This window comes from Sphaerisporangium sp. NPDC049457, from assembly GCF_055586705.1.
The window spans coordinates 599,158-625,626 of the sequence record NZ_JBVJHR010000001.1; the positions used below are offsets into that span (position 1 = coordinate 599,158).

Consider the following 26,469-nt stretch of genomic DNA (forward strand, 5'->3'; position numbering starts at 1 on the left):
GCGGCCCGGGAGCCTGGCGCTCCCGGGCCGTCCGCGTCCGGCGCCCTGGCCGGGCGGGACCGGCGGGACCGGCGGGACCGTCTCCGCTGGACGGTCGCGTCAGCCGGAGCGGCGGACGTCAGCCGGAGCCGCGCACGTCAGTCGGTGCGGCGGAACTGGACGATGGCGACGCCGAGCAGCGCGACGCCCATCAGCGCCACGATCGCGAGTTCGACGCCGGTCGTGACCCGCCAGCCGAACCAGTGGACGCCCGGGTTGAGCGCCGCGACGGCCTGCGGCCCGACGTCCAGATGGGTGAAGACGGCGTGGCGCATCGGGTCGACGACGTACGTCAACGGGTTGACCTTGGTGAGCAGGGCCAGCCACGCAGGCAGGTTGGCCAGCGGGAACATCGCGCCGGACAGGAAGATCATGGGCATGATCGCCATCTGCATGATCCCGAAGAACGACTGCATGTTCTTCATCCGGGCCGCCAGGCTCACGCCGAACGCGGTGATGGTGAACGAGGCGAGGAACATCTCGCCGAGCAGCGTGAGGATCAGCGAGGGTGAGTAGGGGACGTGCACCAGGCCCCCCAGGGCCAGGATGATGACGCCCTGCCCGGTCGCCACGATGCCGCCGCCCAGGCACTTGCCGATCACGATGGACGCCCGGCCGACCGGGGCGACCAGCATCTCGCGCAGGAACCCGAACTCGCGGTCCCACACGATCGAGCCCGCGGAGAACATCGCCGTCGTGATCACCGTCATGGCGATCACGCCCGGGTAGATGAACGTGCGGAAGTCGACGCCCTGCCCGGGGCCGCGGGAGACCAGCGTGCTCAGGCCGGTGCCCATCACGAACAGCCACAGCGCGGGCTGGACCAGCGTGGACACCATGCGGGTGCGGTCGTTGACGAACCGCAGCATCTCACGGTGCAGCACGATCTTGATCGCCCGCAGGTCGTGCCGCAGGCTGCGCCCGGGGACGTGCACCCGGACCACTCCGGGCGCGGTGACGCCTGTGGTCATCGCCTTACCTCCTCGCCATCGCGCGCATCCACGCCGAAGCGCCGCTCTCGCCCTCGGCGTCGCGGATCGTGGAGCCGGTGTAGTTCATGAAGACGTCGTCGAGCGACGGCCGGGACACGTTGACCGACTGGATCGGCACGCCCAGCTCGGCGAACAGCCGGGGCACGAACGCCTCGCCGGAGGGGACGGCGAAGGTGACCACGCCCTCCCGCAGGGCGGCCTCCAGCTCGAAGCGCTCCTTGAGCGCGGCGATCGCGCGCTGGTCGTCGGCGGTGTGGATCTGGACGCGGTCCTTGCCGACGCTCGCCTTGAGCGCCTCGGGGGAGTCGACCACGACGATCTCGCCGTGGTCGATGATCGCGATGCGGTCGCAGTACTCCGCCTCGTCCATGTAGTGCGTCGTCATGAAGATCGTGATGTCCTCGGTGCGCCGGAGCCTGTTGATGTAGCCCCAGATGGCCGAGCGGGTCTGCGGGTCGAGGCCGACGGTCGGCTCGTCCAGGAACAGCACCCTGGGGGAGTGCAGCAGCCCGCGGGCGATCTCCAGTCGGCGCTTCATGCCGCCGGAGAAGGTGTTCACCTTGGCGTCCTTGCGGTCCCAGAGCGCCACCATCTCCATGACCTGCCGGATGCGCTCGCCGACCGCCTCCCTCGGCACCCCGTACAGCTCGGCGTGGAAGCGCAGGTTCTGCTCGGCGGTGAGGTAGCCGTCCAGCGTCGGGTCCTGGAAGACCAGCCCGATGTTGCGCCGGACCTCGTCGCGCTCCTTGGCCACGTCGTGCCCGGCCACGGACGCGTGGCCGCCGGTCGGCCGGGTGAGCGTGCAGAGCATGCTGATCGTGGTGGTCTTGCCGGCGCCGTTCGGGCCGAGGAAGCCGAACACCTCTCCGGGACGGACCTCGAAGTCGATGCCCTTCACCGCCTCGAAGTCGCCGTAGCTCTTGCGCAGCCCCCGTACGGCGACGGCGGGCGCCTCGCTTGTCGTCATCGTTGCCGTTCCTCCTCGTCACCGTCGTCGGCGAGGATCGCGAAGACGGACCGTCTGGTGGTCTTGAGCAGTTCGCGCGCGGCCCGCACCTGCCCGGGGCTGGCGACCTGGGTGAGCTGGCCGAAGGCCTCGCCGAGCTGCCCCCACAGCATCCGCAGCTCCATCATGTCCTCGGGCAGCGTGCGGGCGACCTGCGACCAGGGGTCGCCGGGCACGCGGGCGTCGACGTGCCGGCGGCCCGCCTCGGTGAGGACGTAGGTGCGGCTGCCGCCGGACTCCTCGCCGGTGACCAGCCCCTCGTCCTCGAGTTGCTGGAGGGCCGGGTACACCGAACCGGGGCTCGGCCGCCAGAGGCCCTGGCTGCGGTGCTGGATCTCCTGGATCATCTGGTAGCCGTTGCGGGCGCCCTCGCTGAGCAGGGACAGCAGGGCCGCCCGAACTTCCCCGCGCCGCACCCGGGGCGGGAAGTGCGGCCCCCGCGGCGGGCCCGGTGACGGCGGGCCCGGTGGCGTTCCGGGCGGCGGGCCCGGTGGCCCGGCGAAGTTCGAAGCGTCCATCTCACCGATCTTCCAACTATCGAGATACGTTGACGATATATCTAGATAGTTGGCAGAACAACCCCCAAGTCAGGACATGGGGGAAGAGTGCGGCGCACCCTGGAGGGCGGTCGTCGGGGAAGGGAGCGGGAAAGAAGTGCGTAGTTAGCGGTCGTTAACCGGCGGCTCGCGCCGCCCCCGGCCCCTCGGTGAGGCCGGCCAGGTCGGCGAGGGCGGCGCGGGCCATGCGGTGCAGGAGGGCGGCCATGGCGTCGCGGGGCAGTTCGCCCGCGCTGTGCGGGGTGGAGTTCAGCAGGCCGAAGACCGCGTGCGTCGCGGCGCGCAGCCGCGGCGGCGGCACGTGCGGGTACAGCTCGCTCAGCACCGTCACCCACTCCTCGACGTACAGCCGCTGCAGCCGCCTGACCTGCCGCCGGGCCGGCTCGGGGACGTTGCCGAGCTCACGGTCGTGCACGGTGATCAGCGCCGGGTGGTCGAGCGCGAAGTCGATCTGGCCGGTGAGCAGCGCGTCCAGGGCTGCTCGCCCGTCGGCGGCCCGGGTGGCGCGTTCCACCGCCGAGGTGCGCAGCCGGTCGCTGATGTCCAGCAGCATCTCGGCGAGCAGGGACTCCTTGCCGCTGAAGTGGCGGTAGAGCGCCGGCCCCGAGATGCCGACCGCCCCGCCGATCTCTTCGATCGACACCCCGTGGAAGCCGCGGGCGGCGAACAGCCCCGCCGCCGCGTCCAGGATTTCCCTGCGGCGGGAGCCCGGAACGCGGTTAGGACTCCGCACAACGGTCATGAACCGCAATAGTAGACGAATCTGTTAATGATGACTAACATCCGAGGCGGTGTTAGCGGACGTTAACCCGAGGGAGGTGCGTGCGACCATGGCCCCTGTGCTCCGGACGACGGTCGGCCCGGGCGGCGAGGAGTTCAAGCGCAACGCGGAGGTCAACGAGCGCCTGGCCGCTGAGCTGCGCGAGCGCCTGGCCGTCGCGGCCCTGGGCGGTCCCGAGCGCTCCCGCGCCCGGCACGTCGAGCGCGGCAAACTGCTGCCGCGCGACCGCGTCGGCACGCTGCTGGACCCCGGCTCCCGCTTCCTGGAGCTGTCCCCGCTGGCCGCCACCGGGCTGTACGGGGACGAGGCGCCCGCCGCGGGCATCATCACCGGCGTCGGCCGGGTCTCCGGCAGGGAATGCGTGATCGTCGCCAACGACGCCACCGTCAAGGGCGGCACCTACTACCCGATCACCGTCAAGAAGCACCTGCGCGCCCAGGAGGTCGCCCTCCACAACCACCTGCCGTGCGTCTACCTCGTCGACTCCGGCGGCGCGTTCCTGCCGCTGCAGGACGAGGTGTTCCCCGACCGCGAGCACTTCGGCCGCATCTTCTACAACCAGGCGACCATGTCCCGGCGCGGCATCCCGCAGATCGCCGCCGTCCTCGGCTCCTGCACCGCCGGCGGCGCGTACGTGCCGGCCATGAGCGACGAGGCCGTCATCGTGCGCGGCCAGGGCACGATCTTCCTCGGCGGCCCGCCGCTGGTGAAGGCCGCCACCGGCGAGGAGGTCACCGCCGAGGAGCTCGGCGGCGGCGACGTGCACGCCCGGGTCAGCGGGGTCACCGACCACCTCGCCGACGACGACGCCCACGCGCTCGCCATCGTCCGCGACATCGTCGCCACCCTCCGCCCGGCCGGCCCCGCCGCCTGGGAGCGCGCCCGGCCCGAAGAGCCGCTGCACGACCCGCGCGACCTGTACGGCATCGTGCCCGCCGACACCCGCACCCCCTACGACGTCCGCGAGGTGATCGCCCGGGTCGTCGACGGCAGCCGGTTCCTTCCGTTCAAGGCCGAGTACGGCCCCACGCTGGTCACCGGCTTCGCCCACGTCCACGGCCACCCGGTCGGCATCGTCGCCAACAACGGCATCCTGTTCGCCGAGTCGGCGCTCAAGGGCGCCCACTTCATCGAACTGTGCGACCAGCGCGCCATCCCCCTGGTGTTCCTGCAGAACATCAGCGGGTTCATGGTGGGCAGGGCCTACGAGCACGGCGGCATCGCCAAGCACGGCGCCAAGATGGTCACCGCCGTCTCCTGCGCCCGGGTGCCGAAGTTCACCGTGGTCATCGGCGGGTCGTTCGGCGCGGGCAACTACGCGATGGCCGGGCGCGCCTACTCGCCGCGCTTCCTGTGGATGTGGCCGAACGCCCGCATCTCGGTCATGGGCGGCGAGCAGGCGGCCAACGTGCTCGCGACGGTGCGTCCCGGCGACCCGGACGGCGAGGCGGAGTTCAAGCGCGCCATCCGCGAACGGTACGAGGAGCAGGGAAACCCCTACTACTCCACCGCCCGGCTGTGGGACGACGGCGTGATCGACCCGGTCGACACCCGCACCGTCCTCGGGCTGGCCCTGTCGGCGGCGGCCGGCGCCCCCCTCGACCCCATCGGCTACGGCGTCTTCCGGATGTGACCATGCCCTCAACGCCCTCCATGCCCTCGATGCCCTCGATGTTCGACACCGTTCTGGTCGCCAACCGCGGCGAGATCGCGCTGCGCGTCATCAGGACGCTGCGACGGCTCGGCGTCCGATCCGTCGCCGTCCACAGCGACGCCGACGCCGGCGCGCCGCACGTCCGGGCCGCCGACGCCGCGGTCCGGCTGCCGTCGGGCTACCTCGCCGTCGACGACGTCGTCGCGGCGGCGAAGCTCACCGGCGCGCAGGCCGTCCACCCCGGCTACGGGTTCCTCGCCGAGAGCACCGCGTTCGCCCGGCGGTGCGCCGAGGAGGGCGTGGTCTTCGTCGGCCCGCCCGCCGAGGCCGTCGAGGCGATGGGCGACAAGATCCGGGCCAAGGCCACCGTGGCCGCCGCCGGGGTGCCCGTCGTCCCCGGCGGCGCCGAGCCGGACGACCTGGTGGCGGCCGCCGCGCGCATCGGCTTCCCCGTGCTGGTCAAGCCGTCGGCGGGGGGCGGCGGCAAGGGCATGCTGGTGGCCCGCTCGGCCGGGGAGCTGCCGCAGGCGATCGAGTCGGCCCGCCGCACGGCCGCCGCCGCGTTCGGCGACGCCACCCTGCTCGTCGAGCGCTACATCGCGGGCCCCCGGCACATCGAGATCCAGGTGCTCGCCGACGCGCACGGCAACGTGATCCACCTCGGCGAGCGCGAGTGCAGCCTGCAACGCCGCCACCAGAAGATCGTCGAGGAGGCGCCCTCCCCGCTGCTGGACGAGGAGACGCGGCACAGGATGGGCGAGGACGCCGTGCGGGCCGCCCGCTCGGTCGGCTACGTCGGCGCCGGGACCGTCGAGTTCATCGTCGCCGGCGACGAGCCGGGGCACCCCGCCTACTTCATCGAGATGAACACCCGGCTCCAGGTGGAGCACCCGGTCACCGAGCTGGTCACCGGCCTGGACCTGGTAGAGCTGCAACTGCGGGTCGCCGCCGGCGAGCCGCTGCCGCTGGCCCAGCACGAGGTGCGGATGCGCGGCCACGCCGTCGAGGCCCGCGTCTACGCCGAGGACCCCGCGCGGGACTTCCTGCCCACCGGCGGGCGGGTCCTCGCCCTGGCCGAGCCGGGCGGCCTCCCGGACGTGCGGGTGGACTCCGGCCTCGCGGCCGGCGCCGTCGTCGGCAGCGACTACGACCCGATGCTGTCCAAGATCATCGCTTGGGCGCCGGACCGGGCGAGCGCGCTGCGGCGGCTCGACTCGGCGCTGAGCGCCACCACCGTCCTCGGGGTGACGACCAACATCGCCTTCCTGCGCGCGCTGCTCGCCGACCCCGACGTCGCGGCGGGCCGGCTGAGCACCGGCCTGATCGACCAGCGGCTCGGCACGCTGCTCGCCGCCGCCCGCGGCCCCGGCGGCGCCGTGCCCGCCGAGGTGTGGGCCGTGGCCGCCCTGGTGCTGCACGACCGGCTCGCCGGGCGCGCCGGCGACGACCCGTGGGAGGTGCCGGACGGCTGGCGCGTCGGCGAACCCGCCTGGACGACCTGGCTGCCGGCGACGCGCGGCGAGAGCGCCGAGGTGCGGGTGCGCGGCCTGCCCGGCCGCGGGTGCGAGGTCGCCGTCGGCGACGGCCCCGCCGTCCCGGCGCGGCTCGCGTGGGACGGCGACGCCGTCCAGGTGAGCATGGACGGCCTGACCCGGCGCTTCGCCTGCGCCCTCGACGGCGGCGCCGTCTGGCTCGGCCGGGACGGCCGGACCTGGGCGATCACCCCGCACGAGGCGGGGGAGCGCGGCGCGCGCGCCGGCGCGGGCGGCCCGGGCGACGGAGTGGTGCGCAGTCCCATGCCGGGCACCGTGCTGCTGGTCAAGGTCGTCCCCGGCGAGCAGGTCACCGAAGGGCAGCCGCTGCTGATCGTCGAGGCGATGAAGATGGAGCACACCGTCACCGCCCCCGCGGACGGGGTCGTCGAAGAACTCGCCGTGCGCGTCGGCCAGCCTGTCGACATGGACGCCGTGCTCGCCGTCGTGCGTCCCGCGCCCGCGGACTCCCCGGCCGGTGAGGAAGGATCATGATGCTCGCACCGTTCCAGGCGCCGATGGAGGGCCTGCCCCGCCGGGTGACGATCTACGAGGTCGGGCCCAGGGACGGCCTGCAGAACGAGAAGGCCGTCCTGCCCGCCGAGGTCAAGGCCGAGTTCGTCGCGCGGCTCGCGCGGGCGGGGCTGACCACCATCGAGGCCACCAGCTTCGTCCACCCCAAGTGGGTGCCCCAACTGGCCGACGCCGAGGAACTGCTCCGGCGTGTCCAGCGCGCCCCCGGGGTGCGCTACCCCGTGCTGGTCCCCAACGAGCGCGGCCTGGACCGGGCCCTCGGGCTCGGCGTCACCGACATCGCGATCTTCGGCAGCGCGACGGAGAGCTTCGCCCAGCGCAACCTCAACCGCAGCGTCGACGGCTCCCTCGCGATGTTCGCCCCGGTGGTGGAACGCGCCCGCGCCAACGGGCTGGCCGTCCGGGCGTACCTTTCCATGTGCTTCGGCGACCCCTGGGAAGGGCCGGTGCCGATCGAGCAGGTGGTGCGGCACGGCAGGCGGCTGCTCGACCTGGGCTGCGCGCAGCTCTCCCTCGGCGACACCATCGGCGTGGGCACCCCCGGGCACGTCACCGCCCTCCTGCGCGCCTTCGCCGACGCCGGCGTCGGCGCCGAGCGGCTCGCCGTGCACTTCCACGACACCTACGGCCAGGCCTTGGCCAACACCCTGGCCGCGTTGCGCGCGGGGGTCACCGTCGTGGACGCCTCGGCGGGTGGCATCGGCGGCTGCCCGTACGCCAAGAGCGCCACCGGCAACCTCGCCACCGAGGACCTGGTCTGGATGCTGTCCGGCCTCGGCGTCGAGACCGGCGTCGACCTCGCCTCGCTGGTGGAGACCAGCGTGTGGCTCGCGGCGGAGCTGGGCCGCCCGAGCCCGTCCCGAGTCGTCCAGGCCCTGGCCGCGGAACTCCGCGAGAACCGCGAGAACCGCGAGAACCGCGAGAACCGCGAGAGCCCCGCGAGCCGCGAGAGCCGCGACCCCGCCGGACCGGCGGAGATCGCCGGGCTCGCGGCCGCGACGGAAGAGTCCCTGGCGAAGCAGGCCGCCACACCCGCGGCCGAGCACGCGTCCGAGCCGGCCGCGGGGAGACCCTCCGCGTCCCCGGCCGCTGAAGAGGAGTGAGGAACATGCACCGGCTCACCGACGAGTACGAGGCGCTGCGCAAGAGCGTCGAGGAGTTCTCCCGGGACGTGGTCGCGCCCGTCATCGCCGACTACTACGAGCGCTGCGCCTTCCCGTACGACATCGTCGCCCAGATGGGACGCATGGGACTGTTCGGCCTGCCGATCCCCGAGGAGTACGGCGGCATGGGCGGTGACTACTTCGCCCTGTGCCTGGCGCTGGAAGAGCTGGCCCGCGTCGACTCGTCGGTGGCCATCACCCTGGAGGCCGCGGTCTCCCTGGGCGCCATGCCGATCCACCGGTTCGGGACCGACGCGCAGAAGCAGGAGTGGCTGCCCCGGCTGAGCTCGGGCGAGACGCTCGGCGCCTTCGGCCTGACCGAACCCGGCGGCGGCTCCGACGTGCCGGGCGGCATGCGCACGACGGCAGCGCTGGACGGAGGCGAGTGGGTGATCAACGGCTCGAAGGCGTTCATCACCAACTCGGGGACCGACATCACCGGGTTCGTCGCCGTCGCGGCGATCACCGGCCGCCGCGACCGGCCCGACGGCGCCGGGCGCGCCACCCCTGAGATCAGCACCGTCATCGTCCCCGCGGGCACGCCCGGGTTCACGGTGTCCGAGAAGTACTCCAAGGTCGGCTGGTCGGCCTCCGACACCCGGGAGCTGTCGTTCACCGACTGCCGGGTGCCCGAGGCGAACCTGCTCGGCGAGCGGGGCCGGGGATACGCACAGTTCCTGCAGACCCTGGACGAGGGCCGCGTCGCCATCGCCGCGCTGTCGGTGGGCCTGGCGCAGGGCTGCGTCGACGAGTGCCTGCGCTACGTGCGGGAACGCCGCGCCTTCGGCCAGGAGATCGGGCGCTACCAGGCCATCCAGTTCAAGGTCGCCGACATGGAGGTGCGCGCGCACACCGCCCGCCTGGCCTACTACCACGCCGCCGAGAAGATGCTGGCCGGCGAGCCGTTCAAGAAGGAGGCCGCCATCGCCAAGCTGGTCGGCTCCAACGCGGCCATGGACAACGCGCGCGACGCGACCCAGATCTTCGGCGGGTACGGCTTCATGAACGAGTTCCCGGTCGGCCGGTTCTACCGCGACGCCAAGATCCTGGAGATCGGCGAGGGCACGAGCGAGGTCCAGCGCATGCTGATCGCCCGCCACCTCGGCATGCCCGCATAGGCCGCGCGGCGCGGGGGAAAGGCATGCCCGGCGCTAGGCTTCCATTCCCGTGACCTGCGCTATCGTGCAAACAGGGGGCGTCCGGGGGAGGTGTCCGGCGGGCTCGCCGAGCCGGTCGCGTCGCCGCGTGCCCCCATCGCCGGCCCCTGCCGCGAGAGAGGTGTCCGTCCCGATGTCCACGGCCAGTGAAGTGATGGTTCGGCTGACTGAGGCCTACAACAGCCACGATGTCGGGGCGATCACACGGTGCTACGCACCCCGGGCGGTCACCGTCGCGCCCGGCGGCATCGCCGAGGGACAGGACGAGATCTACTCCTACTACGCCGACTGGATCGGCGCCTTCCCCGACTCGGTCGTGACCCCCTCCCTGCTGGTCACGGCGGGCGACACCACCATCTTGGAGTTCATGGTCACCGGCACGCACAAGGGACCGCTGATCATGGCGGCGGGCGAGGTGGCGGAGGCGACCGGCCGGCCCATCGCCATCCGGTGCTGCTCGGTGTGCACGGTCGAGGACGGCGCCGTGGCCAGCCACCGGCTGTACTTCGACCAACTGGAACTGGCCGCGCAACTCGGCTACGCCATGCCGAGCCAGGACCGAACATTCTGACCGGCCCCTGGTCTCCTCCTATCGCCATGGCCAGGACCGGACGTTCCGTCCCGTCTCCGGTCCCCTCCCGCCATGGCCAAGATGGGACATTCCGCCCCGTCTCCGGCCCTTCTCCAGCCATGTCCGGACAGAGGACGTTCTGGCTGGCCTCGAATCTCCTTACGCGCCGGGCTCGGACGCTCGGACCGTCCCGCCGGACGTCGGGAGATGGCCGGTCGCGGTCTCACCTGCCGGGCAGCCGAATGGACGAACCCGCCACCGACTGCCTAAAGTCCTTTTCATGACTTCTGATGATCTCCTGGTGCGAAGGGCTGATAAGAAGGACATCGAGGAGATCTTCGGGCTCACTCGGGAATTCGCGCTGTCCTTCCGTCCTCAGCGGTCGGCGTTCGACGCGGCCTTCCCCCGCCTGCTGGAGAACCCGGACGCGTTGCTTCTGGTCGTCACGGTCGGCGGCGTGGTCCGCGGGTACCTTCTCGGCTTCGTCCACCTCACCCTGTTCGCCAACGGCCACGTCGCCTGGGTGGAGGAGGCGATGACCCAGCACGGTTTCCGCCGGCGCGGGCTCGGCCGTGCCCTGCTGGAGGAGTTCGAGACCTGGGCGCGATCGCGTGACGCCGGGTACATCGCGCTCGCCACCCGGCGCGCGCCGGAGTTCTACCAGGCCCTGGAGTACGAGTCCGCCGGCACCTACTATCGCAAGGTCCTCAAGGCCGACCGCCCGGCCTGACCCGCGCCCGTCCTCGATCGGGGGATCACGGTGAGCGGTGATCACAGTGATCGGGGGATCGCGGTGATCGTCGAGCGAGGATCACGGTGATCGGGAACGCGGTCACGGCCGCCGGCCCGGTCGAACATCGTCCGCCCGGAGAGCGCCCCGGGCGGGTGGCCGCCCGCGCGTCCAAGGGACGCGCGGGCGCCTGCGTCATGAGGTGAGCTGGGCGTCCAGGCGGTAGCCGTCCACCGTGACGTACACCGCGTCGCCCGGCCGGGCGTTCAGCCGCATCAGCACCGGCTGGAGCGAGTCGAACACCGGCTGGCGGTCGCGCCAGACCAGCACCACGGCGTTCTCTCCCGGCCCGGTCACCGACAGCAGCGTGCCCGGGCGCATGCCGAGCTGCGTCGCGTACCCCTCGGGCACGGGCACCGGCTCGCCGCGCAGGTGCTCGCTGGTCACATCGATGCGCTGCCAGCGGCGCGGGTCGGAGGACGGGCTGTGCTGCGGCGCCTGCGTGGCCGCCCGCGGCTCCGGCACCAGGTGCGGACGGGGCGGGCCGGACAGCGCCGTCAGCGCGGCCAGGGCCGTCTGGGCGTCGGGCAGGTTGTCGGCCACCGAGGGGATCGGCAGGCCGCCGCGCATCTGGTGGCCGTTCGCCCCCGGCGTGCGGCGGGGGAGCGGCGCGAACCCGTTCGTCGCCGTGGCCGCCGGCTCCGGCGCCCGCGTCATGGCCTTGGGCAGCGCTTCGATCCACGCCTGCGCGGAGTGCGCGCGGATGCCGACCTGGGCCAGCAGCTCGACGGCGTCCTCGCCGGAGGTCTTGTCGCCGAGCATCTGCGCCGTCCGCTCACGGAGCCGGGTGAGGTCGCCGACCACCAGCCAGCCGTCCTGCAGGCGGCGGTCGGGCATGAGCGCGACCAGCACCCGCCACAGGGGCGTGCCCAGCGAGGGCACCTGGATCGGATGCGCGGGATCGGCCCCGATCAGCTGGTCCTCGGTGGCGGCGACGCCGAGCCACTCGGTGAGCCGGAACAGGTGCCCGGTCACCGCCGTGGACTCCGGCGAGCGCAGCCACTGCAGCACGCGCTCCTCGGCGGCGCGCTGGGCCTGCGAGAGCACGTCCCGGTCCACGTGCAGCTCGTGGGCGAGCGTACGGAGGCTGATCGGCTGCTCGGCGAACAGCCGCTCTATGGCGACGGCCCGCTCCAGGGGCGTCCACTCACGGAACACCGCGTCGACCAGCCGGACGAGCGGGTTGTCCGACACCGGCGGCGGGGGAGGCGTCACGGGCGCGGGAGGCGCAGGGGGCGCGGGCGTCTCGGGGTACGGCGCCGCCGCGCGCGGCGCGCCGTTCACCGCCGGCTGCGGCCCGGTGGGCTGCGCCGGGTACGGCCCGGTGGGCCGGCCGGGGAACGGACCCGCGGGCGGGCCCTGCTGCGGCCCGGCGGGCCGGCCCTGCGGCCCCGGCTGCGGCCCGGTGTGCTGCGTGGGGTACGGCCCGGACGGCTGCCCCGGCTGCGGAATGCCCGGCTGGGGCATGCCCGGCTGCGGGACGCCCTGCTGGGGCAGGGGCATGCCCGGACGGCCGGGAGGGACCGCGCCGGGCTGTACGGGATGAGGACCGGTGCGCTGGGCGGGCTGCGCCGCCGCCGGCGCTCCGGCGGCCGTCACGGTGGACGGCGGCACCTGCGGGGAAATGGCGGGGACCCGGCCGAGAACCTCGCGGAAGAGCGCGGTGATGATCACTTCGGGGGAGGCGGGGCCCGTGGGCAGGCGAAGGTCGGCGGGGCTGAGCCTGCGCAGGCGCTGGATCCCGCCCATGCCGCTGATGGCCGAACGCGCGGGCTCCGGCCACCCGGGCAGGCCGGGGTCGACCGCGTGGACCTGCAGGGCCGGAAGCACGTCCATCAGCGCCAGGTGATCCCAGCGGCTGACGGCCAGCCGGGAAAGGCGGTCGCAGAGCCACTCGATGCCGGTCGTGCCGAGGGCACGGCTGAGGGCGACCGACGCCCACCAGCCCCCAGGCAGCCGGGGATCGGCGAGCACTTCGGCGATCTGCTGAGGCCGGCTCCACCGGAGAGCCGGAACGAGATCACTCAGGCAGATCATTGAATCGGCGTCCATCGGCTGACCGCATCCTCCCGAGTGTGACGCATGTTGCTAATGGTGCAGCTTACGCCGGAGGCTATCAATTAGCGCCATCAAGGGAGAACATAGCGGCTCGCATGCTGCCCGCGTGCGCACACAGTTCTAGCCCTCAGCGCGCACCGCCTCCGTGAGCGCCCGCCGCCGACGCCATGGCCGCGGTCCCGGCGGTCCGGCGGCGCGCCGGAGTCCGGGCGCGGAGACAAGCGGTCGCCGGGGCTGACCTGCGCGAACATCCCGGGGTCCGGACGCGGCCCGTTCGGCTCCCGGCTCAGGACCCGGGTCGCCGGGGGTGGGGACGGGTCCCCGCCGTCCACCCCCGACGTCCCGGACGACGCCGCTCACAGCTGACATGACAATTCATCAGGAACCCGTCAAACCCCCACAACCCACACAACCGCACCGGACAGCAGGGTGGCGAGATCCGGCGCCCAGAGAGCGACGGCAGGACGGGCGCCCCCGAGGGCCGCCGACGCGACCGTGAAGCCGTGCGGACCGGGCGCGGAAGGCGGTGGTCAGCCGGTCGAACCGAGCGCGGGATGCGGGCTCAGCGCGTCGGGTCGGGCGCGGGGGTGCGGGGGCAGCGCATCAGGTCGGACGCGGGCTGCGGAGGTCAGTGCGTCGAGTCGGGCGCGGAGTGCGGGGTCAGCGCGTCGGGTCGGGCGTCGGGTGCGGGGCGTGCCGGGGGGCGGCCGCCTAGACGGGTGACGGCGGCGGCGCCGGCCCGGCAGCCGGCCTCCAGGGCGGTCTCAGGGGACTCGCCCGCCAGCAGGGCGGTCAGGAAACCGGCCGCGAACGCGTCCCCGGCCCCCGTCGAATCCACGACTCCTCCCGCACCGGCCCCCGCTGAGAGGTGAGCGGGCGCCGCGCGGTGGACGACCCGTCCGGCGACGGCCAGGATCGCCCCGGACGCGCCGAGCTTCACCGCCGCCGTTCCGTAGCGGCCGCTGAGCTCCGCCGCCGCGGCCTCGAAGCCGCCTTCGGCTTCGGACGGTTCGTTCCGGCCGGTCAGCAGGAGGGCCTCGTCGCGGTTGGGGATGATCAGCGTGGCGGCGGCGGTCTCGTCGAGGAAGCGCCCGACGCCGAAGGCGTGGAGCGGTCCGGTCGACGCCGGGTCCACGCTGATCGGCACGCCGCGGCCGCGCGCGGCCCGTACGGCCCGGCGCACCAGTTCCAGCCCCGGCGCGGCGAACAGCGTGTACCCCGAGATGTGCAGGCGTCCGACGCCGTCCAGCAGGTCGTCATCCCAGTCGGCGGGCCCGATGTGCCCGCCCGCGCCCCGGTTGGTGAGCATGGACCGCTCCCCGCTCGCGTCCACCATGGCGATCACGACCGCCGTGGGACGCGCGAGGTCGACCCACGCGTGCGGCCGTACGCCGGCCGCACGCAGTTCGGAGATGTGCCACTGGCCGGTGTCGTAGCCCACCCGGGTCAGGATCCGCGCGTCCGCGCCGAGGTGGGCGGCCCAGGACGCGGTGTTGGCGCCCGAGCCGCCCGGGCGGACGGCGATGTCGGCCGGGGTGTCGGTGCCGGTGGCCACCGGCGCCCGGTGCAGGGCGACGACATCGGTGACGGCGTCCCCGATGACGAGCAGGCCCGCCACTCAGCCCTCCGCCGCCGGAGAAGCCGCGGAGCCGGCGGGGGCGGCGGCCGAGGAGCCGGCGGTGGCGGTGGCGTTCGACAGGGCGGTGGCGATGCGGCCGGCCAGGCGGGTGTTGCCGCGCACGGCGGCCAGGTTCGCCTCCAGGGATGCCCCCTCGGTGCCGCGGACCAGGAAGTCGAGCAGGAACGGGGTGATCGCCTGGCCGGTGACGCCCTCGCGCTCGGCCGCCGCCAGGGCGTCGGCCAGTACGCGGTCGTGCAGTTCAGGGTCGAGCTGCTCGCCTGCGGGAACCGGGTTGGCGACGATCAGGGCCGACTCGGGACCGCCCAGCCGGTCCTGCGCCCGGATGACGGCCGCGGCCTGCTCGGGGGTCTCCAGCCGCCAGTCCACCGGCAGGCCCGAGGTGTGCAGGTAGAACCCGGGGAAGAAGTCGGTGCGGTACCCGGCCACGCCGACGCCGCGCGTCTCCAGCCGCTGCAGGGTGGCCGGCACGTCCAGGATGGACTTCACGCCCGCGCAGACGACGGCGATCCGGGTCTTGGCCAGCATGTCGAGGTCGGCGGACTCGTCCTGGTCGGTCGTCCAGCCGCGGTGCACGCCGCCGAGGCCGCCGGTCGCGAACACCCGGATGCCCGCGCGCGCCGCGAGGAACGCCGTGGCCGAGACGGTCGTCGCGCCGCTCGCGCCGAGCGCGGCGGCCAGGGCCAGGTCGCGGAACCCCAGCTTGCGCAGGCCAGGTTCGGTGGCGACCCGTTCCAGCATGTCCTCGTCCAGGCCCACCCGGGCGACCCCGTCGAGCACGGCGATGGTCGCCGGTACGGCTCCCGCCTCCCTGACCAGCTGCTCCAGCTCCACCGCGACCTGGAAGTTGCGGGGCTGCGGCAGGCCGTGCGAGATGATCGTGGTCTCGAGCGCCACGACGGGGGCTCCCGTCGCGAGTGCCGCGGCGACCTCCTCGGAAGTCTGGATGATCGCCTCTCCGGTGCCCGTCGTCCGCATGCTCGCCCTCGGTCCTCTCCGTCTGTACGCTCTGGAATCTCCAGGAGAAATGTTCCCCTGATGCGCTGTCTCACCGTACTGTCCCGGTTAGGAGCCTTTGTCATGCACCGGTCGCATTACGACGCCGTCATCGTGGGTGGGGGACACAACGGCCTGGTGGCGGCCGCCTACCTGGCGCGGGCGGGCCGCCGCGTGCTGGTGCTGGAGCGGCTGCCGTACGTGGGCGGGCTCGCGGTGTCCGCGCGGGCGTTCCCCGGGGTGGACGCCCGCCTCTCCCGATACTCCTACCTGGTCAGCCTGCTGCCCGGCAGGATCGTCGCCGACCTCGGCCTGCGCCTGGACCTGCGGCGGCGCCGCTTCGCCTCCTACACTCCCGTCGGCGGGACCGGGCTGCTGGTGGACAACGCCGACGCGGGCCGCACCGCCGCCTCGTTCGAGCGGGTGACCGGCGGCACCGCCGACCACGAGCAGTGGACCCGCTTCTACCGGATGACGGCGGACGTCGCCCGGCGCGTGGCCCCGACCCTGCTGGAGCCGCTCCGCGACCGCGCCGCCATACGCGAGGTCGTCGGGGACGCGGAAGCCTGGGACGATCTGTTCGAACGGCCGATCGGCGAGGTGGCCGCCGAGCGGTTCTGCGACGAGGTGGTGCGGGGCGTGGTGCTGACCGACGCGCTGATCGGCACCTTCGCCGACCCGGCGGCCGACCTGCTCGCCAACCGCTGCTTCCTGTACCACGTGATCGGCGACGGGACGGGCGACTGGAACGTGCCGGTCGGCGGCATGGGAGCGGTCAGCGGCGCGCTCGCCGACGCGGCCCGGCGCGCCGGCGCCGACCTCCGCACCGGGACGGAGGTGCTGGCGATCGACCCTGACGGGAGCGGTCCGGCCCCCGCCGGACGGGGGCGCGCCGAGGTCGCCTTCCGGGACGCCGAGGGGGCCGAGCACGCGGTGACCGGCGAGCATGTGCTGGTCAACGCGCCGCCCGCCGTCCTGGCCCGGCTGCTCGGCGAGGCGCCGGGCGAGCCGCCCGAGGGCGCCCAGCTCAAGGTGAACATGGTGCTGTCCCGGCTGCCGCGGCTGAAGGACGGCGCGGTCGACCCGGCGGAGGCGTTCGCGGGCACGTTCCACATCAACGAGAGCCGCGACCAGCTCGCCCGGGCGCACGAGCAGGCGTCGGCCGGGATGATCCCGGAGGTGCCGCCGGCGGAGGTGTACTGCCACTCGCTGACCGATCCCTCCATCCTCGGGCCGTCGCTGCGGGAGTCCGGCGCCCAGACGATGACGCTGTTCGGGCTGCACATGCCCGCCCGGCTCTTCCGCGAAGACCCGGACGGGGCGCGGAACGCGGCGCTGGCCGCCACTCTCGCCTCCCTCGACTCCGTCCTCGCCGAACCCCTGGAGGACTGCCTGCTCCGCGCGCCCGACGGCTCCCCGTGCGTCGAGGCGAAGACGCCCGTGGACCTGGAGAACGAGGCGGGGCTGCCCGGCGGGCACATCTTCCACCGGGACCTGGCCTGGCCCTTCGCCGAGGACGCCGCCGACGCCGGCCGGTGGGGGGTGGAGACGCCGCACGAGCGCGTCCTGCTGTGCGGCGCGGGCGCCCGCCGCGGCGGCGGCGTCAGCGGCATCCCGGGCCACAACGCCGCCATGGCCGTCCTGTACTCCGGCGCCTGATGCGGGGACGGGAGGCGGAGTAGGATCTGGGCCGTGCGGGGTGGGGAGAGAACACGTGGCAGCCGGGCCGACCAGGCCGATCAACGCAGGGCCGAGCTGTTGGAGGCCGCCCGCCGGGTGGTGCTCGAACGGGGCATCTCCAGCACCCGCGTCGCCGACATCGCCAAGGCGACGAACGTCAGCGGCGGCCTGATCCACTATCACTTCGCCACCAAGGACGACCTGATCACCGCGATGCTGCGCGCCACCATCGACGGCGAGGTCGCCAGGCTCGCAGAGCTGGTGCGGGGCGCGGGCACGGCCGTGGGCCGCCTCGACCAGGTGCTGCGGTTCTACATCCCGCAGTCGCGCACCGACCAGAGCTGGCTGCTGTGGATCGACGCGTTCGCGGCCGGCCTGCGCGAGGCGGTCGTGCGCGACAACCTGCTGGAGCTTGAGGCGGCCTGGATCGGCGCGGTCGAGCAGGTGATCCAGGCGGGCGTCGACACCGGCGAGTTCGCCTGCGACGACCCGCGCGGCGCCGCCGAACGCCTCGACGGCATGCTCGACGGCCTGATCATCCGCTACACGCTCCACCCGTCGGTGCTCTCGCGGGCGCGGCTGCTGGAGCACGCCCGCGTCGCCGCGGCCCGCGAGGTCGGCCTGTCCCGCTCGGCCTTCCCCGCGTCCTGACGGCGTGCCGGACGCCGAGAGGCGCGCGCGGGAACGACGGCGAGGCCGGTCAGGCGGGGAGGGCCGCCAGGAGGTAGGCGAGACGGGCGGCGGCGTTGTCGATGTCGTCGGTGGTGCCGAGGCGGTATCCCCACGAGGTGAGGAAGACGCCCTGCGGGCTGCACGTGACGACCTCCGCCAGCGTGTCGCTGAAGCGGTTGCGCACCCGTACCCGGGGCGGCATGTCGCCGAGGATCTGCACCGACAGGTCGATGTGCAGGCGGGTGGCGGAGGCGAACCGTTCGAGGGCGGACATGGTGTCCAGCACGCGCGCCTCACCTCCCCATCAGCCCTGAGGAGGCCAGGATTGCATGATCTTGCCGGGCGAGGCAAGCAATTGTGCGGTTCAGGAGGCCGATTGTTTGGCGAACTCGACAAGGACCCGCACGATCACCTCCCGCGCGTCCTCCCGGAACGCCGCGACCTCGCACAACTCCTCGAACGCGTTCGCGTAGAAGGCCACATGCTCGGGGTCGCGCAGCAGCAGGTCTTTGGTGCGCGTCGGGACGCCCACCATGGAGTCGCTGTAGATCCAGAAGCCGTTGAGCAGGGCCGACGGGAGCTGCGCCTCGAACGGGATCACGCCGAACTCGACGTTCGGCAGGGTGGTGACGGCGAGGAGCCGGTCGAGCTGGCCGCGCATCACGTCGTCGGGCGCGAGCCGGTAGCGCAGCGCGGCCTCCGGCATCACGAAGCGGAACCGCCTGCTCGGGTCGTACAGGATCTCCTGCCTGCGCATGCGCACCCGGATGGCGGCGTCGATGTCGTCGGAGCCGCTGTAGACCCGGTGGACCTTGGTGAAGATGTTGCGCGCGTACTCGGCCGTCTGCAGCAGGCCGATCACCACGCCGGGCTCGAACACCCGGAACAGGTTTACGCGGGCCTCAAGGTCGCGGACGTCCTCCTGCAGGCCGGCCAGCCCGCTTTTGTGCCGCTGGCGCCAGGAGTCGTGCCGGTCGCCGAGCGCGACCGCCTGGGTCACCAGGTCCGCGAGGACGTCCGGCGCGGCCTCGACGGCCTGGCACCACACCATGACGTCGTCCTCGGTGGCGCTCTGCCGGGCGTTCTCGATGCGGGACACCTTGGAGGGCTGCCAGTTCAGCCGGGCCGCGAGGTCCTTGCCGGAGAGCTGGGCCGCCTCTCGCAACTGGCGTAGCCGGGTGCCGAGGTCCATCCGCGCCTGCTGAAAGCCGCTCACGCTCACCTCCCGTCGGCGACAGACTCGCACGAGGGTAGACCGACCGGCGCGATCATGCCATAGGGATCTCCCTATTCGCGATCAGCGGTGCATTTCGCGGGGTCAGCGGCCCCGAGCACCCGGCGGGCGATGTCCACGAGCAGCTCGCGGGGCACCTCGACGGCCGACTCGCCGTCGAGCACGTGACGCAGATCGGCGTACGCCTCGGCGTCGGTGACCGTGAGCCCCTGGACGACGATCGTGCCGCGGTCGGTCTCGTACAGCGAAGGGCAGGCGCCCGCCTCCGAGGTGGAGCCGAGAAAACGCAGACGCATGACCGACCGTCCTTCCCCCTGCGCGAGCCCTGCCTGGCCGCAATTGCGCGCAATTGTAGAGGCAACGTACCGCTTCTGTCCCCTATGTCCATCGAAGCGCCCGCAGGGCCCGGCTGCCGGTCACATGCCCGGCTGGTCAGTCGCCGGTTACGCCGTCCAGCATCTCCCGGAGGATGTCGATGTGTCCGTTGTGTCGGGCGGTCTCCTCCACCAGGTGGTGCAGGATCCACCGCAGGGAGACGTGCGTCCCGTCCCGCACCGGCGTCTTGGCGAGCGTGTCGAGGGCGAGCGGGGCCAGCAGCTGCCGATAGCGCGCGCACTGCTCCTCGTACTCCGCCAGGAGCCGGGCCAGGGGGATGTCGAGGCCGATGCGCATCTCGCGGTCGGGGTCCTCGTCCGTCCAGGGCCCGTGGTCCTCCTCGCCCAGCAGCCGCACCTGGATCCAGGAGTACTCGACCCAGCGCAGGTGGCTCACCAGCCCGCTGATCGTCATCAGCGGCGAGCCGGGCAGGAGCGACCTGCGCGCGTCCTCCTCGGAGAGCCCTTCGCACTTGGCGTGCACGGTGGCGCGGGTGTAGTCGAGAAAGGTGTCCAGCGTGGCCCGCTCGTTCCATGAAGTGGGCATGTCCGTACGTTGTTTCATGAATGCGCAGCATCCCGGACGTAAGCACCGTTTGTCGACCAAATTACCGCCCGCGGCCCGCTTCAGCCGAACGTGCACTTCGGGGCGTCAGGCCTGCTCGGTCTCCGGCCCGGTCTCAGGCTCGGCCTTACTGGGTCTCCGGCTTCGTCTCCGGAGCCGCGCCTTCGTCCGGCTCGGGGATCCAGGCGGCCGGGCGCTTCTCCATGAAGGCGCGGATGCCCTCCTGCCCCTCGGCCGAGGTGAAACGCCGGGCGGACAGTTCCGCCATCTGCCGCATCCCCTCGTCCACCGAAAGGGCCGGCACGTCGCGCACGAGCTGCTTGGTGATCGCCAGGGCCTCCGGGCCGCCGCGCAGCAGCATGCCGGCGTAGTGGGCGACCGTCGCGTCGAGCTCTTCGGCGGGCACCGCCCGGGTGAGCAGGCCGATCTCGGCCGCGCGCGCGGCGCCGAACACCTCGCCGGTGAGGAAGTACTCGGCGGCGGCGCGCGGCTCGACCCGGTGCAGCACGGTGACCGAGATCATGGCGGGCACCACGCCGAGCCGCACCTCGCTGAACGCGAACGTCGCGGAGTCGGGGGCGATGGCGAAGTCGCAGGCCGCCACCAGGCCGAGGCCGCCCGCGCGGGCGGTGCCGTTCAGCCGGCAGATCACCGGCTTGGGGCTGCCCCAGATCAAACTCATGATCCCCGGGAACGAGGCGGTCACGGGCGCGTCGTGCGGCTGCGCCTCGCGGGCGGGCGCCTGCTCCTTCAGGTCGGCGCCCGAGCAGAACACCGGGCCCGCGCCGGTGAGCACGATGACCCGCACGCCGGCGTCGGCGATGGCGCGGTGCAGCGCGCGCTCCAGCTCGCCGAGCAGGCGGATCGACAGCGCGTTGCGGTTGCCCGGCGAGTCGAGCGTGACGGTCGCGACGCCGCCGCGGACCTCCTCACGGACCAGCGTGGTCATCGGCGCTCCTCCGTACCGGCGGCGGTGGCCGTGTCGTCGATGACGGCGAGCACGGCGCCGGCCTCGACCTGGCGGCCGGGCGCCACGTTGAGCGCGGACACGACGCCCGCCGCCGGGGCGGAGATCCGATGCTCCATCTTCATCGCCTCCAGGATGAGGATCGGCTGCCCCTCGTCGACCTTCGCGCCCGGGGTGACCTCGATGCGCAGAACCGTACCCGGCATCGGGGCGAGCAGTGAGCCCGGGGCCAGGCGCGTCACGGGCTCCGGCAGCCTCGGCAGGGGCGCCAGCCGCACCGAGCCCAGCGGCGCGTCCACGTGCACCGCGTCGGCGTACCGGGCGACGGCGAAGCGGCTCACCACCCCCGCGACCTCCAGGACGACCTCCTCGGGCGTGGCCGAGAGCAGCTCCACGTCCGCGAAGCCCTCGGCCGCCAGGCCGTCGCGGGTCAGCCGGTAGGCGACCTCCACGCGGCCGTCCGGCCCGTCGAAGGCCGCGCGCTGCGGCTGGGACGGCACGTTGCGCCAGCCGCTCGGCAGACCGCCCAGCACCGGCGCCGCGGCGCGGTTGGCGGCGGCCGTCGCCAGCGCCGCGGCGAGCGCGAGCAGCCGCACGACGGTGGACGGCCGCCCGGGCGGGGAGGCGAGGTCGTGCTCGTCCAGGAAGCCGGTGTGGGTGTCGCCGGCCAGGAACGCCTCGTGCCGCAGCACGCGCACGAGCAGGTCGCGGTTGGTGGTGAGGCCGTGGACGCGGGCGCGGGCCAGCGCGGTCGCGAGCCGCCGCGCCGCCGACGCCCGGTCGGGCCCGTGAGCGATCACCTTGGCGAGCATCGGGTCGTAGGCCACGCCGATCGGCGACCCGCTCTCCACTCCCGAGTCCAGCCGCAGGTATCCGCCCGCGGCGTCCGGCGGCGCCGCGAAGCGGGCGTCCACGCCGGGGATCTCGAACAGGTGCAGGACGCCGTGCTGCGGGCGCCAGTCGTGCGCCGGGTCCTCGGCGTACAGGCGGACCTCGATCGCGTGGCCCGACGGCTCGGGCGGCGCGTCCGGCAGCCGCGCGCCCTCGGCGACCTCCAGTTGCAGGCGCACCAGGTCGACCCCGTACACGCACTCGGTCACCGGGTGCTCGACCTGGAGCCGCGTGTTCATCTCCAGGAACGCGACCGTGCCGCCCGCGACGAGGAACTCCACCGTCCCCGCGCCGACGTACCCGATCGCGCGGGCGGCGCTGACCGCGGCGTCCAGCAGCACGGCGCGCACCTCAGGGTCAAGACCTGGGGAGGGGGTCTCCTCGACGACCTTCTGGTGCCTGCGCTGGATGGAGCACTCGCGCTCGCCGAGCGTCCACACGGTGCCGTGCGCGTCGGCGAGCACCTGCACCTCGACGTGCCGGGCGTTCTCCAGCAGCGGCTCGACGAACACGGTGCCGTCGCCGAACGCGGCCAGCGCCTCGCGGCCGGCGGCCTCGACGGCCTCCGCCAGCGCGTCGGGGTCGCGTACGACGCGCATGCCGCGCCCGCCGCCGCCCGCCGAGGCCTTGACCAGCACCGGGAAGACCGGTTCGCCGCCGTCCGCCTCATGCGGGGACGGCAGGACCGGGACGCCGGCCTGGGCCATCAGGCGTTTGGCCCCGATCTTGGAACCCATCGCGGCGATGGCGTCCGGGCCGGGCCCGACCCAGGTGAGCCCGGCGTCGAGCACGGCCCGCGCGAACCCGGCGTTCTCCGACAGGAACCCGTAGCCCGGATGGACGGTGTCCGCGCCCGCCCTCAGCGCCGCCTCGACGATCGCCGCCGCGTCCAGGTAGGTCTCGGCGGGCCGGGCGCCGGGCAGCCGGACCGCCTGGTCGGCCTCGGCGACGTGCGGGGAGGCGGCGTCGTCGCCCGCGAACACCGCCACCGTCTCGATGCCCAGCTCGCGGCAGGTGCGGAAGATCCGGCGGGCGATCTCCGCGCGGTTGGCCACCAGCAGTCGTCTGATCATCAGCTCACATCCGGAAGACGCCGTAACCGGCCGGTGCGGGGTCGGGCGCGCCGGCGATGGCCGACAGGCACAGACCGAGGACGGTGCGGGTGTCGCGCGGGTCGATGACCCCGTCGTCGTAGAGCCGGCCGGACAGGAAGAACGGCAGCGACTCCGACTCGATCTGGGCCTCGACCATCTGGCGCATCGCCGCGTCGGCCTCCTCGTCGTACGCCTGGCCGCGCGCCTCGGCCGAGGCCCGCCCGACGATCGACAGCACTCCGGCGAGCTGTGCCGGGCCCATGACGGCCGACTTGGCGCTCGGCCAGGAGAACAGGAAGCGAGGGTCGTAGGCCCGCCCGCACATGCCGTAGTTGCCGGCGCCGTAGGAGGCGCCCATGACGACGGTGAGGTGCGGCACGGTCGAGTTGGACACCGCGTTGATCATCATCGCGCCGTGCTTGATGATGCCGCCCTGCTCGTACTCCTTGCCGACCATGTAGCCGGTGGTGTTCTGCAGGAAGAGCAGCGGGGTGCGCGACTGGTTCGCGAGCTGGATGAACTGGGCGGCCTTCTGGGCCTCCTCGCTGAACAGCACGCCGCGGGCGTTGGCCAGCACGCCGATCGGATGCCCGTGCAGGGTTGCCCAGCCGGTCACCAGGCTCGCGCCGTACAGGGGCTTGAACTCGTCGAACTCGCTGGCGTCGACGACGCGGGCGATGACCTCGCGCGGGTCGAAGGGGATCTTGAGGTCTTCCGGGACGATGCCGAGCAGCTCGTCCTCGGCGTGCAGCGGAGGGCGGACCGCGCCGGGCGCGGCGCCGCTGGGCTTGCGCCGGTTGAGCCGGGCGACGATGCGGCGGCCGGCGCGCAGCGCGTCGTGCTCGTCGGCGGCCAGGTGGTCGGCGAGCCCGGAGACGCGGGCGTGCATCTCGGCGCCGCCCAGCGACTCGTCGTCGGACTCCTCCCCCGTCGCCATCTTCACCAGCGGGGGGCCGCCGAGGAAGACCTTGGCGCGTTCCTTGACCATGACCACGTGGTCGCTCATGCCCGGGACGTACGCGCCGCCGGCCGTCGAGTTGCCGAACACCAGCGCGATGGTGGGGACGCCGGCCGCCGACAGGCGGGTCAGGTCGCGGAAGATCCGGCCGCCCGGGATGAAGATCTCTTTCTGCGTCGGCAGGTCGGCGCCGCCGGACTCGACCAGGTTGACCAGCGGCAGCCGGTTCTCCAGCGCGACGTCCATCGCCCGCAGCGTCTTGCGCAGCGTCCAGGGGTTGGAGGTGCCGCCCCGCACGGTCGGGTCGCTGGCGACGATCACGCACTCGACGCCCTCGACCACCCCGATGCCGGTGACCACGCTGGCCCCGACGGGGAAGTCGGTGCCCCAGGCGGCCAGCGGCGACAGCTCCAGGAACGGCGAGTCGGGGTCCACCAGCAGTTCGACGCGCTCGCGGGCGAGCAGCTTGCCGCGCCGGTGGTGCCGTTCGACGTACTTGGGCCCGCCGCCCGCGACGGCCTTGGCCTGCTCGGCGGAGAGCTCGCCGAGCTTGGCGAGCATGGCCGCGCGCCTGGCCTGGTAGTCGGCGCTCGCGGAGTCGAGCCGGCCGCCGATCACGCCCATCCGCCACTCCCTCCGCCTCGTCGCCGCCTCGCCCGGTGCGGCGGGCGTCCCTGACCTGGAACGCCGCACCCGGCGCCCGGGCGGGAGGCCGTACTGGTGCCTGGGCTCAGAACGTAGTACACCGGCCCGCCGCCCGCGGTGGGCGGGTCGATCTTCACGGCGTCAGCCGCAGTGGGACCAGCCGCTCTTCCACGTCGCGCCGCCGTAGGTGCCGCCCCAGATGACGCAGACCTGCTTGGCGGCCACCCGGACAGGGCCCGCGTACGCGGTGTAGGAGCCGGTCGCGCCGACCGTGGCGCCCCCCTTGGCCTGCAGCAGCACGGCCATCTTGATCTTCTGCGGGACGACGTACTTCGACATCGTCACCACGCAGTTCTTCCCCGCCGTGCCGTTGTAGAGCAGGTACACGGTGGCCGAGCCGAGCGAGTGCGAGTCGATGACCTTGTAGCCCGAGCCGCAGATGCCGGCCGCCGTGTACGGGTTCGGCTTGGGCGTGGCGGAGGCGCTCGGCTTGGGCGAGGAGGGCTTGATGGTCGGCGTGGGGGAGGGCTTCCTGCTCGGCGAGGCCGACGGCTTGGCCGTGGGCGTCGCCTTCGGGGTCGGCGTCCGCGTGGGCCTGGCCGACGGGGACGGCGAGCGCCGGGGGCTCGCCGACGGCGGCGTGGGCAGGTCGCTCGCGCCGGCCCTGGCCTGCGCGGTGGCCCGGCGGGTGCGGGCCGGCGTCGCGGGCGGCGGCTCCGAGGGGGACTCCACCTGTCCGACCGTCGCGTCCACGGTGGGTTCGGCGCCGGCCGTGGCCTGGCCGGTCGCGGCGCGGTCGGCGGCGGTTCCGCCCGAGGTGGCGCCCGACTGGGCGAGCACGACGGTGCCCGCGGTCACGACGGCGGCGGCCAGCCCGGAGGCGATCGCGAGCGCCACCGTCCGCCCGCCGCGCGGAGCGGCGCCGTGCGCGGCGGCCGCCGGCCGTCCGGCGCCGTGGGTGGTGGCCTGCTGCCGTCCGGCGCCGTGCGGCCCCGGCCCGCCGCCGAGAGGGTGGTGACCCGCCGCCGGTACGGGCGCGCCGCCGGGGCCGCCGCCCGGCGTGTGCCGGGTGGGATCGCCCTGGCCGGCCGGCGGGGGCATGGTGACGGGGGAGGGGCGGCCCATGAGGTGGGTGACCAGGTCCTCGGCCGAGGGCCGCCGGGCCGGGTCCTTGTCCAGGCAGGCGGCGACCAGCGGGCGCAGCGTGCCCTCCAGCGCGGTCAGGTCCGGCTCCTCGTTGAGGATGCGGTTGATCACGGCGGGGATGGAGTCTGACCCGAAGGCGGGGCGTCCCGTGGCGGCGAAGACGATCGTCACGCCCCAGGCGAACACGTCGACGGCCGGGGTGACCGCCGCGCCCGCCAGCTGTTCGGGGGCCAGGTAGGACGGCGTGCCCAGGGTGTCGCCGGTGGCGGTCGCGCCCGGGGTGTCCAGCGCCCGCGCGATGCCGAAGTCGATGACGACCGGGCCCTCCGGCCCCATCAGCACGTTGGCGGGCTTGAGGTCGCGGTGCAGGATGCCGGCCCGGTGGATGGCCGACAGCGCGGTGGCCGTGGCGATCGCCAGGCGGTCCAGCGCGGCCCCACGGCGCGGCCCCTCCCGGTCGACGAGCTGGCGCAGCGACGGGCCCGGGACGAACTCGCTGACGATGTAGGGCTGGTTGCCGGCCAGGTCGGCGTGCAGGACCGAGGCGGTGCAGAACCGCGCCACCCGCTGCGCCACCGACACCTCGCGCAGGAAGCGCGAGCGCGCCTCGGCGTCCCCCGACAGCCGGGCGTGCAGCAGCTTGATCGCCACGGACTCGCCCGTGGCGGTGCGGCCGAGGTAGACGACGCCCTGCCCGCCCTCGCCCAGCCGGCCGACGATCTCGAAGGCGCCGAGCCGGCGCGGGTCCTCGTCCGTGAGCCCCTGTGCCACCCC

23 protein-coding genes are annotated in these 26,469 nt (G+C 73.6%); 8 read left to right on the plus strand and 15 right to left on the minus strand.

Annotation, left to right across the window (positions count from 1 at the left end; genetic code table 11):
- Window positions 1-137: 137 nt before the first annotated feature.
- From ACZ6QO_RS02450 to ACZ6QO_RS02465, 4 genes are all read right to left on the minus strand, one after another.
- On the minus strand, window positions 138-1,010 hold the full coding sequence (locus ACZ6QO_RS02450; protein WP_465846875.1) for an ABC transporter permease: 873 nt from the start codon (window positions 1,008-1,010) through the stop codon (window positions 138-140).
- 4 nt (window positions 1,011-1,014) lie between these two features.
- Window positions 1,015-1,998: an ATP-binding cassette domain-containing protein gene (locus ACZ6QO_RS02455; RefSeq protein ID WP_465846877.1), complete on the minus strand. Its 984-nt coding sequence runs from the start codon at window positions 1,996-1,998 to the stop codon at window positions 1,015-1,017.
- Complete coding sequence (locus tag ACZ6QO_RS02460; RefSeq protein WP_465846879.1) at window positions 1,995-2,555, minus strand: PadR family transcriptional regulator; 561 nt, start codon at window positions 2,553-2,555, stop codon at window positions 1,995-1,997. Before ACZ6QO_RS02460 ends, ACZ6QO_RS02455 begins: the two co-directional genes overlap by 4 nt.
- Before the next feature lie 154 nt (window positions 2,556-2,709).
- The gene (locus ACZ6QO_RS02465; RefSeq protein WP_465846881.1) at window positions 2,710-3,336 is read right to left on the minus strand and encodes an SACE_7040 family transcriptional regulator; all 627 of its coding nucleotides are present in this window, start codon (window positions 3,334-3,336) and stop codon (window positions 2,710-2,712) included.
- Between the two features lie 88 nt (window positions 3,337-3,424).
- Between ACZ6QO_RS02465 and ACZ6QO_RS02470 the strand changes: the two genes are divergently transcribed.
- The 6 genes from ACZ6QO_RS02470 to ACZ6QO_RS02495 all read left to right on the plus strand — a co-directional run bounded on the left by ACZ6QO_RS02470 (window position 3,425) and on the right by ACZ6QO_RS02495 (window position 10,716).
- On the plus strand, window positions 3,425-5,008 hold the full coding sequence (locus ACZ6QO_RS02470) for a carboxyl transferase domain-containing protein (RefSeq protein ID WP_465846883.1): 1,584 nt from the start codon (window positions 3,425-3,427) through the stop codon (window positions 5,006-5,008).
- A gap of 38 nt (window positions 5,009-5,046) precedes the next feature.
- Entirely contained in the window at window positions 5,047-7,056 is a 2,010-nt protein-coding gene (locus tag ACZ6QO_RS02475) for an acetyl/propionyl/methylcrotonyl-CoA carboxylase subunit alpha (RefSeq protein WP_465846885.1), read from the plus strand.
- Complete coding sequence (locus ACZ6QO_RS02480; protein ID WP_465846886.1) at window positions 7,053-8,198, plus strand: hydroxymethylglutaryl-CoA lyase; 1,146 nt, start codon at window positions 7,053-7,055, stop codon at window positions 8,196-8,198. The genes ACZ6QO_RS02475 and ACZ6QO_RS02480 overlap by 4 nt, the downstream gene beginning before the upstream one ends.
- Window positions 8,199-8,203: 5 nt before the next feature.
- Entirely contained in the window at window positions 8,204-9,376 is a 1,173-nt protein-coding gene (locus ACZ6QO_RS02485) for an acyl-CoA dehydrogenase family protein (RefSeq protein ID WP_465846888.1), read from the plus strand.
- A gap of 193 nt (window positions 9,377-9,569) precedes the next feature.
- Window positions 9,570-9,986 carry an ester cyclase gene (locus tag ACZ6QO_RS02490; RefSeq protein WP_465846889.1) on the plus strand — a complete coding sequence of 139 codons (417 nt, stop codon included), beginning with the start codon at window positions 9,570-9,572 and terminating at the stop codon, window positions 9,984-9,986.
- A 301-nt stretch (window positions 9,987-10,287) separates the two neighbouring features.
- Window positions 10,288-10,716: a GNAT family N-acetyltransferase gene (locus ACZ6QO_RS02495; protein ID WP_465846891.1), complete on the plus strand. Its 429-nt coding sequence runs from the start codon at window positions 10,288-10,290 to the stop codon at window positions 10,714-10,716.
- A 195-nt stretch (window positions 10,717-10,911) separates the two neighbouring features.
- On the opposite strand, the gene ACZ6QO_RS02500 is transcribed toward ACZ6QO_RS02495, so the two are convergent.
- From ACZ6QO_RS02500 to ACZ6QO_RS02510, 3 genes are all read right to left on the minus strand, one after another.
- Window positions 10,912-12,828, minus strand: coding sequence for a hypothetical protein (locus tag ACZ6QO_RS02500; protein ID WP_465846893.1), 1,917 nt, complete (start codon window positions 12,826-12,828; stop codon window positions 10,912-10,914).
- A gap of 634 nt (window positions 12,829-13,462) precedes the next feature.
- The gene (locus ACZ6QO_RS02505; RefSeq protein WP_465846894.1) at window positions 13,463-14,452 is read right to left on the minus strand and encodes a carbohydrate kinase family protein; all 990 of its coding nucleotides are present in this window, start codon (window positions 14,450-14,452) and stop codon (window positions 13,463-13,465) included.
- A complete protein-coding gene (locus tag ACZ6QO_RS02510; protein ID WP_465846896.1) occupies window positions 14,453-15,451 on the minus strand; it encodes a pseudouridine-5'-phosphate glycosidase in 999 nt (332 codons plus the stop codon).
- A gap of 102 nt (window positions 15,452-15,553) precedes the next feature.
- Between ACZ6QO_RS02510 and ACZ6QO_RS02515 the strand changes: the two genes are divergently transcribed.
- A complete protein-coding gene (locus tag ACZ6QO_RS02515; RefSeq protein ID WP_465846897.1) occupies window positions 15,554-17,128 on the plus strand; it encodes a phytoene desaturase family protein in 1,575 nt (524 codons plus the stop codon).
- 33 nt (window positions 17,129-17,161) lie between these two features.
- The gene (locus ACZ6QO_RS02520; protein WP_465846898.1) at window positions 17,162-17,800 is read left to right on the plus strand and encodes a TetR/AcrR family transcriptional regulator; all 639 of its coding nucleotides are present in this window, start codon (window positions 17,162-17,164) and stop codon (window positions 17,798-17,800) included.
- A 49-nt stretch (window positions 17,801-17,849) separates the two neighbouring features.
- On the opposite strand, the gene ACZ6QO_RS02525 is transcribed toward ACZ6QO_RS02520, so the two are convergent.
- The 8 genes from ACZ6QO_RS02525 to ACZ6QO_RS02560 form a co-directional block, all read right to left on the minus strand.
- Window positions 17,850-18,107, minus strand: a complete 258-nt coding sequence (locus ACZ6QO_RS02525) for a hypothetical protein (RefSeq protein ID WP_465846900.1) — start codon at window positions 18,105-18,107, stop codon at window positions 17,850-17,852.
- A 78-nt stretch (window positions 18,108-18,185) separates the two neighbouring features.
- Entirely contained in the window at window positions 18,186-19,037 is an 852-nt protein-coding gene (locus ACZ6QO_RS02530; RefSeq protein WP_465846901.1) for a helix-turn-helix domain-containing protein, read from the minus strand.
- Window positions 19,038-19,108: 71 nt separating this feature from the next.
- Window positions 19,109-19,351 (minus strand): hypothetical protein, encoded by a 243-nt coding sequence (locus tag ACZ6QO_RS02535; RefSeq protein WP_465846902.1) that lies wholly within the window; start codon window positions 19,349-19,351, stop codon window positions 19,109-19,111.
- Between the two features lie 136 nt (window positions 19,352-19,487).
- Window positions 19,488-19,976: a DinB family protein gene (locus tag ACZ6QO_RS02540; protein WP_465846903.1), complete on the minus strand. Its 489-nt coding sequence runs from the start codon at window positions 19,974-19,976 to the stop codon at window positions 19,488-19,490.
- A gap of 145 nt (window positions 19,977-20,121) precedes the next feature.
- The gene (locus ACZ6QO_RS02545; RefSeq protein ID WP_465846905.1) at window positions 20,122-20,943 is read right to left on the minus strand and encodes an enoyl-CoA hydratase-related protein; all 822 of its coding nucleotides are present in this window, start codon (window positions 20,941-20,943) and stop codon (window positions 20,122-20,124) included.
- Entirely contained in the window at window positions 20,940-22,925 is a 1,986-nt protein-coding gene (locus ACZ6QO_RS02550; RefSeq protein WP_465846907.1) for an acetyl/propionyl/methylcrotonyl-CoA carboxylase subunit alpha, read from the minus strand. The genes ACZ6QO_RS02545 and ACZ6QO_RS02550 overlap by 4 nt, the downstream gene beginning before the upstream one ends.
- A 4-nt stretch (window positions 22,926-22,929) precedes the next feature.
- Window positions 22,930-24,528, minus strand: a complete 1,599-nt coding sequence (locus ACZ6QO_RS02555; RefSeq protein ID WP_465846909.1) for an acyl-CoA carboxylase subunit beta — start codon at window positions 24,526-24,528, stop codon at window positions 22,930-22,932.
- A gap of 162 nt (window positions 24,529-24,690) precedes the next feature.
- Window positions 24,691-26,466 (minus strand): serine/threonine-protein kinase, encoded by a 1,776-nt coding sequence (locus ACZ6QO_RS02560; RefSeq protein ID WP_465846911.1) that lies wholly within the window; start codon window positions 26,464-26,466, stop codon window positions 24,691-24,693.
- Between the last annotated feature and the right edge of the window lie 3 nt (window positions 26,467-26,469).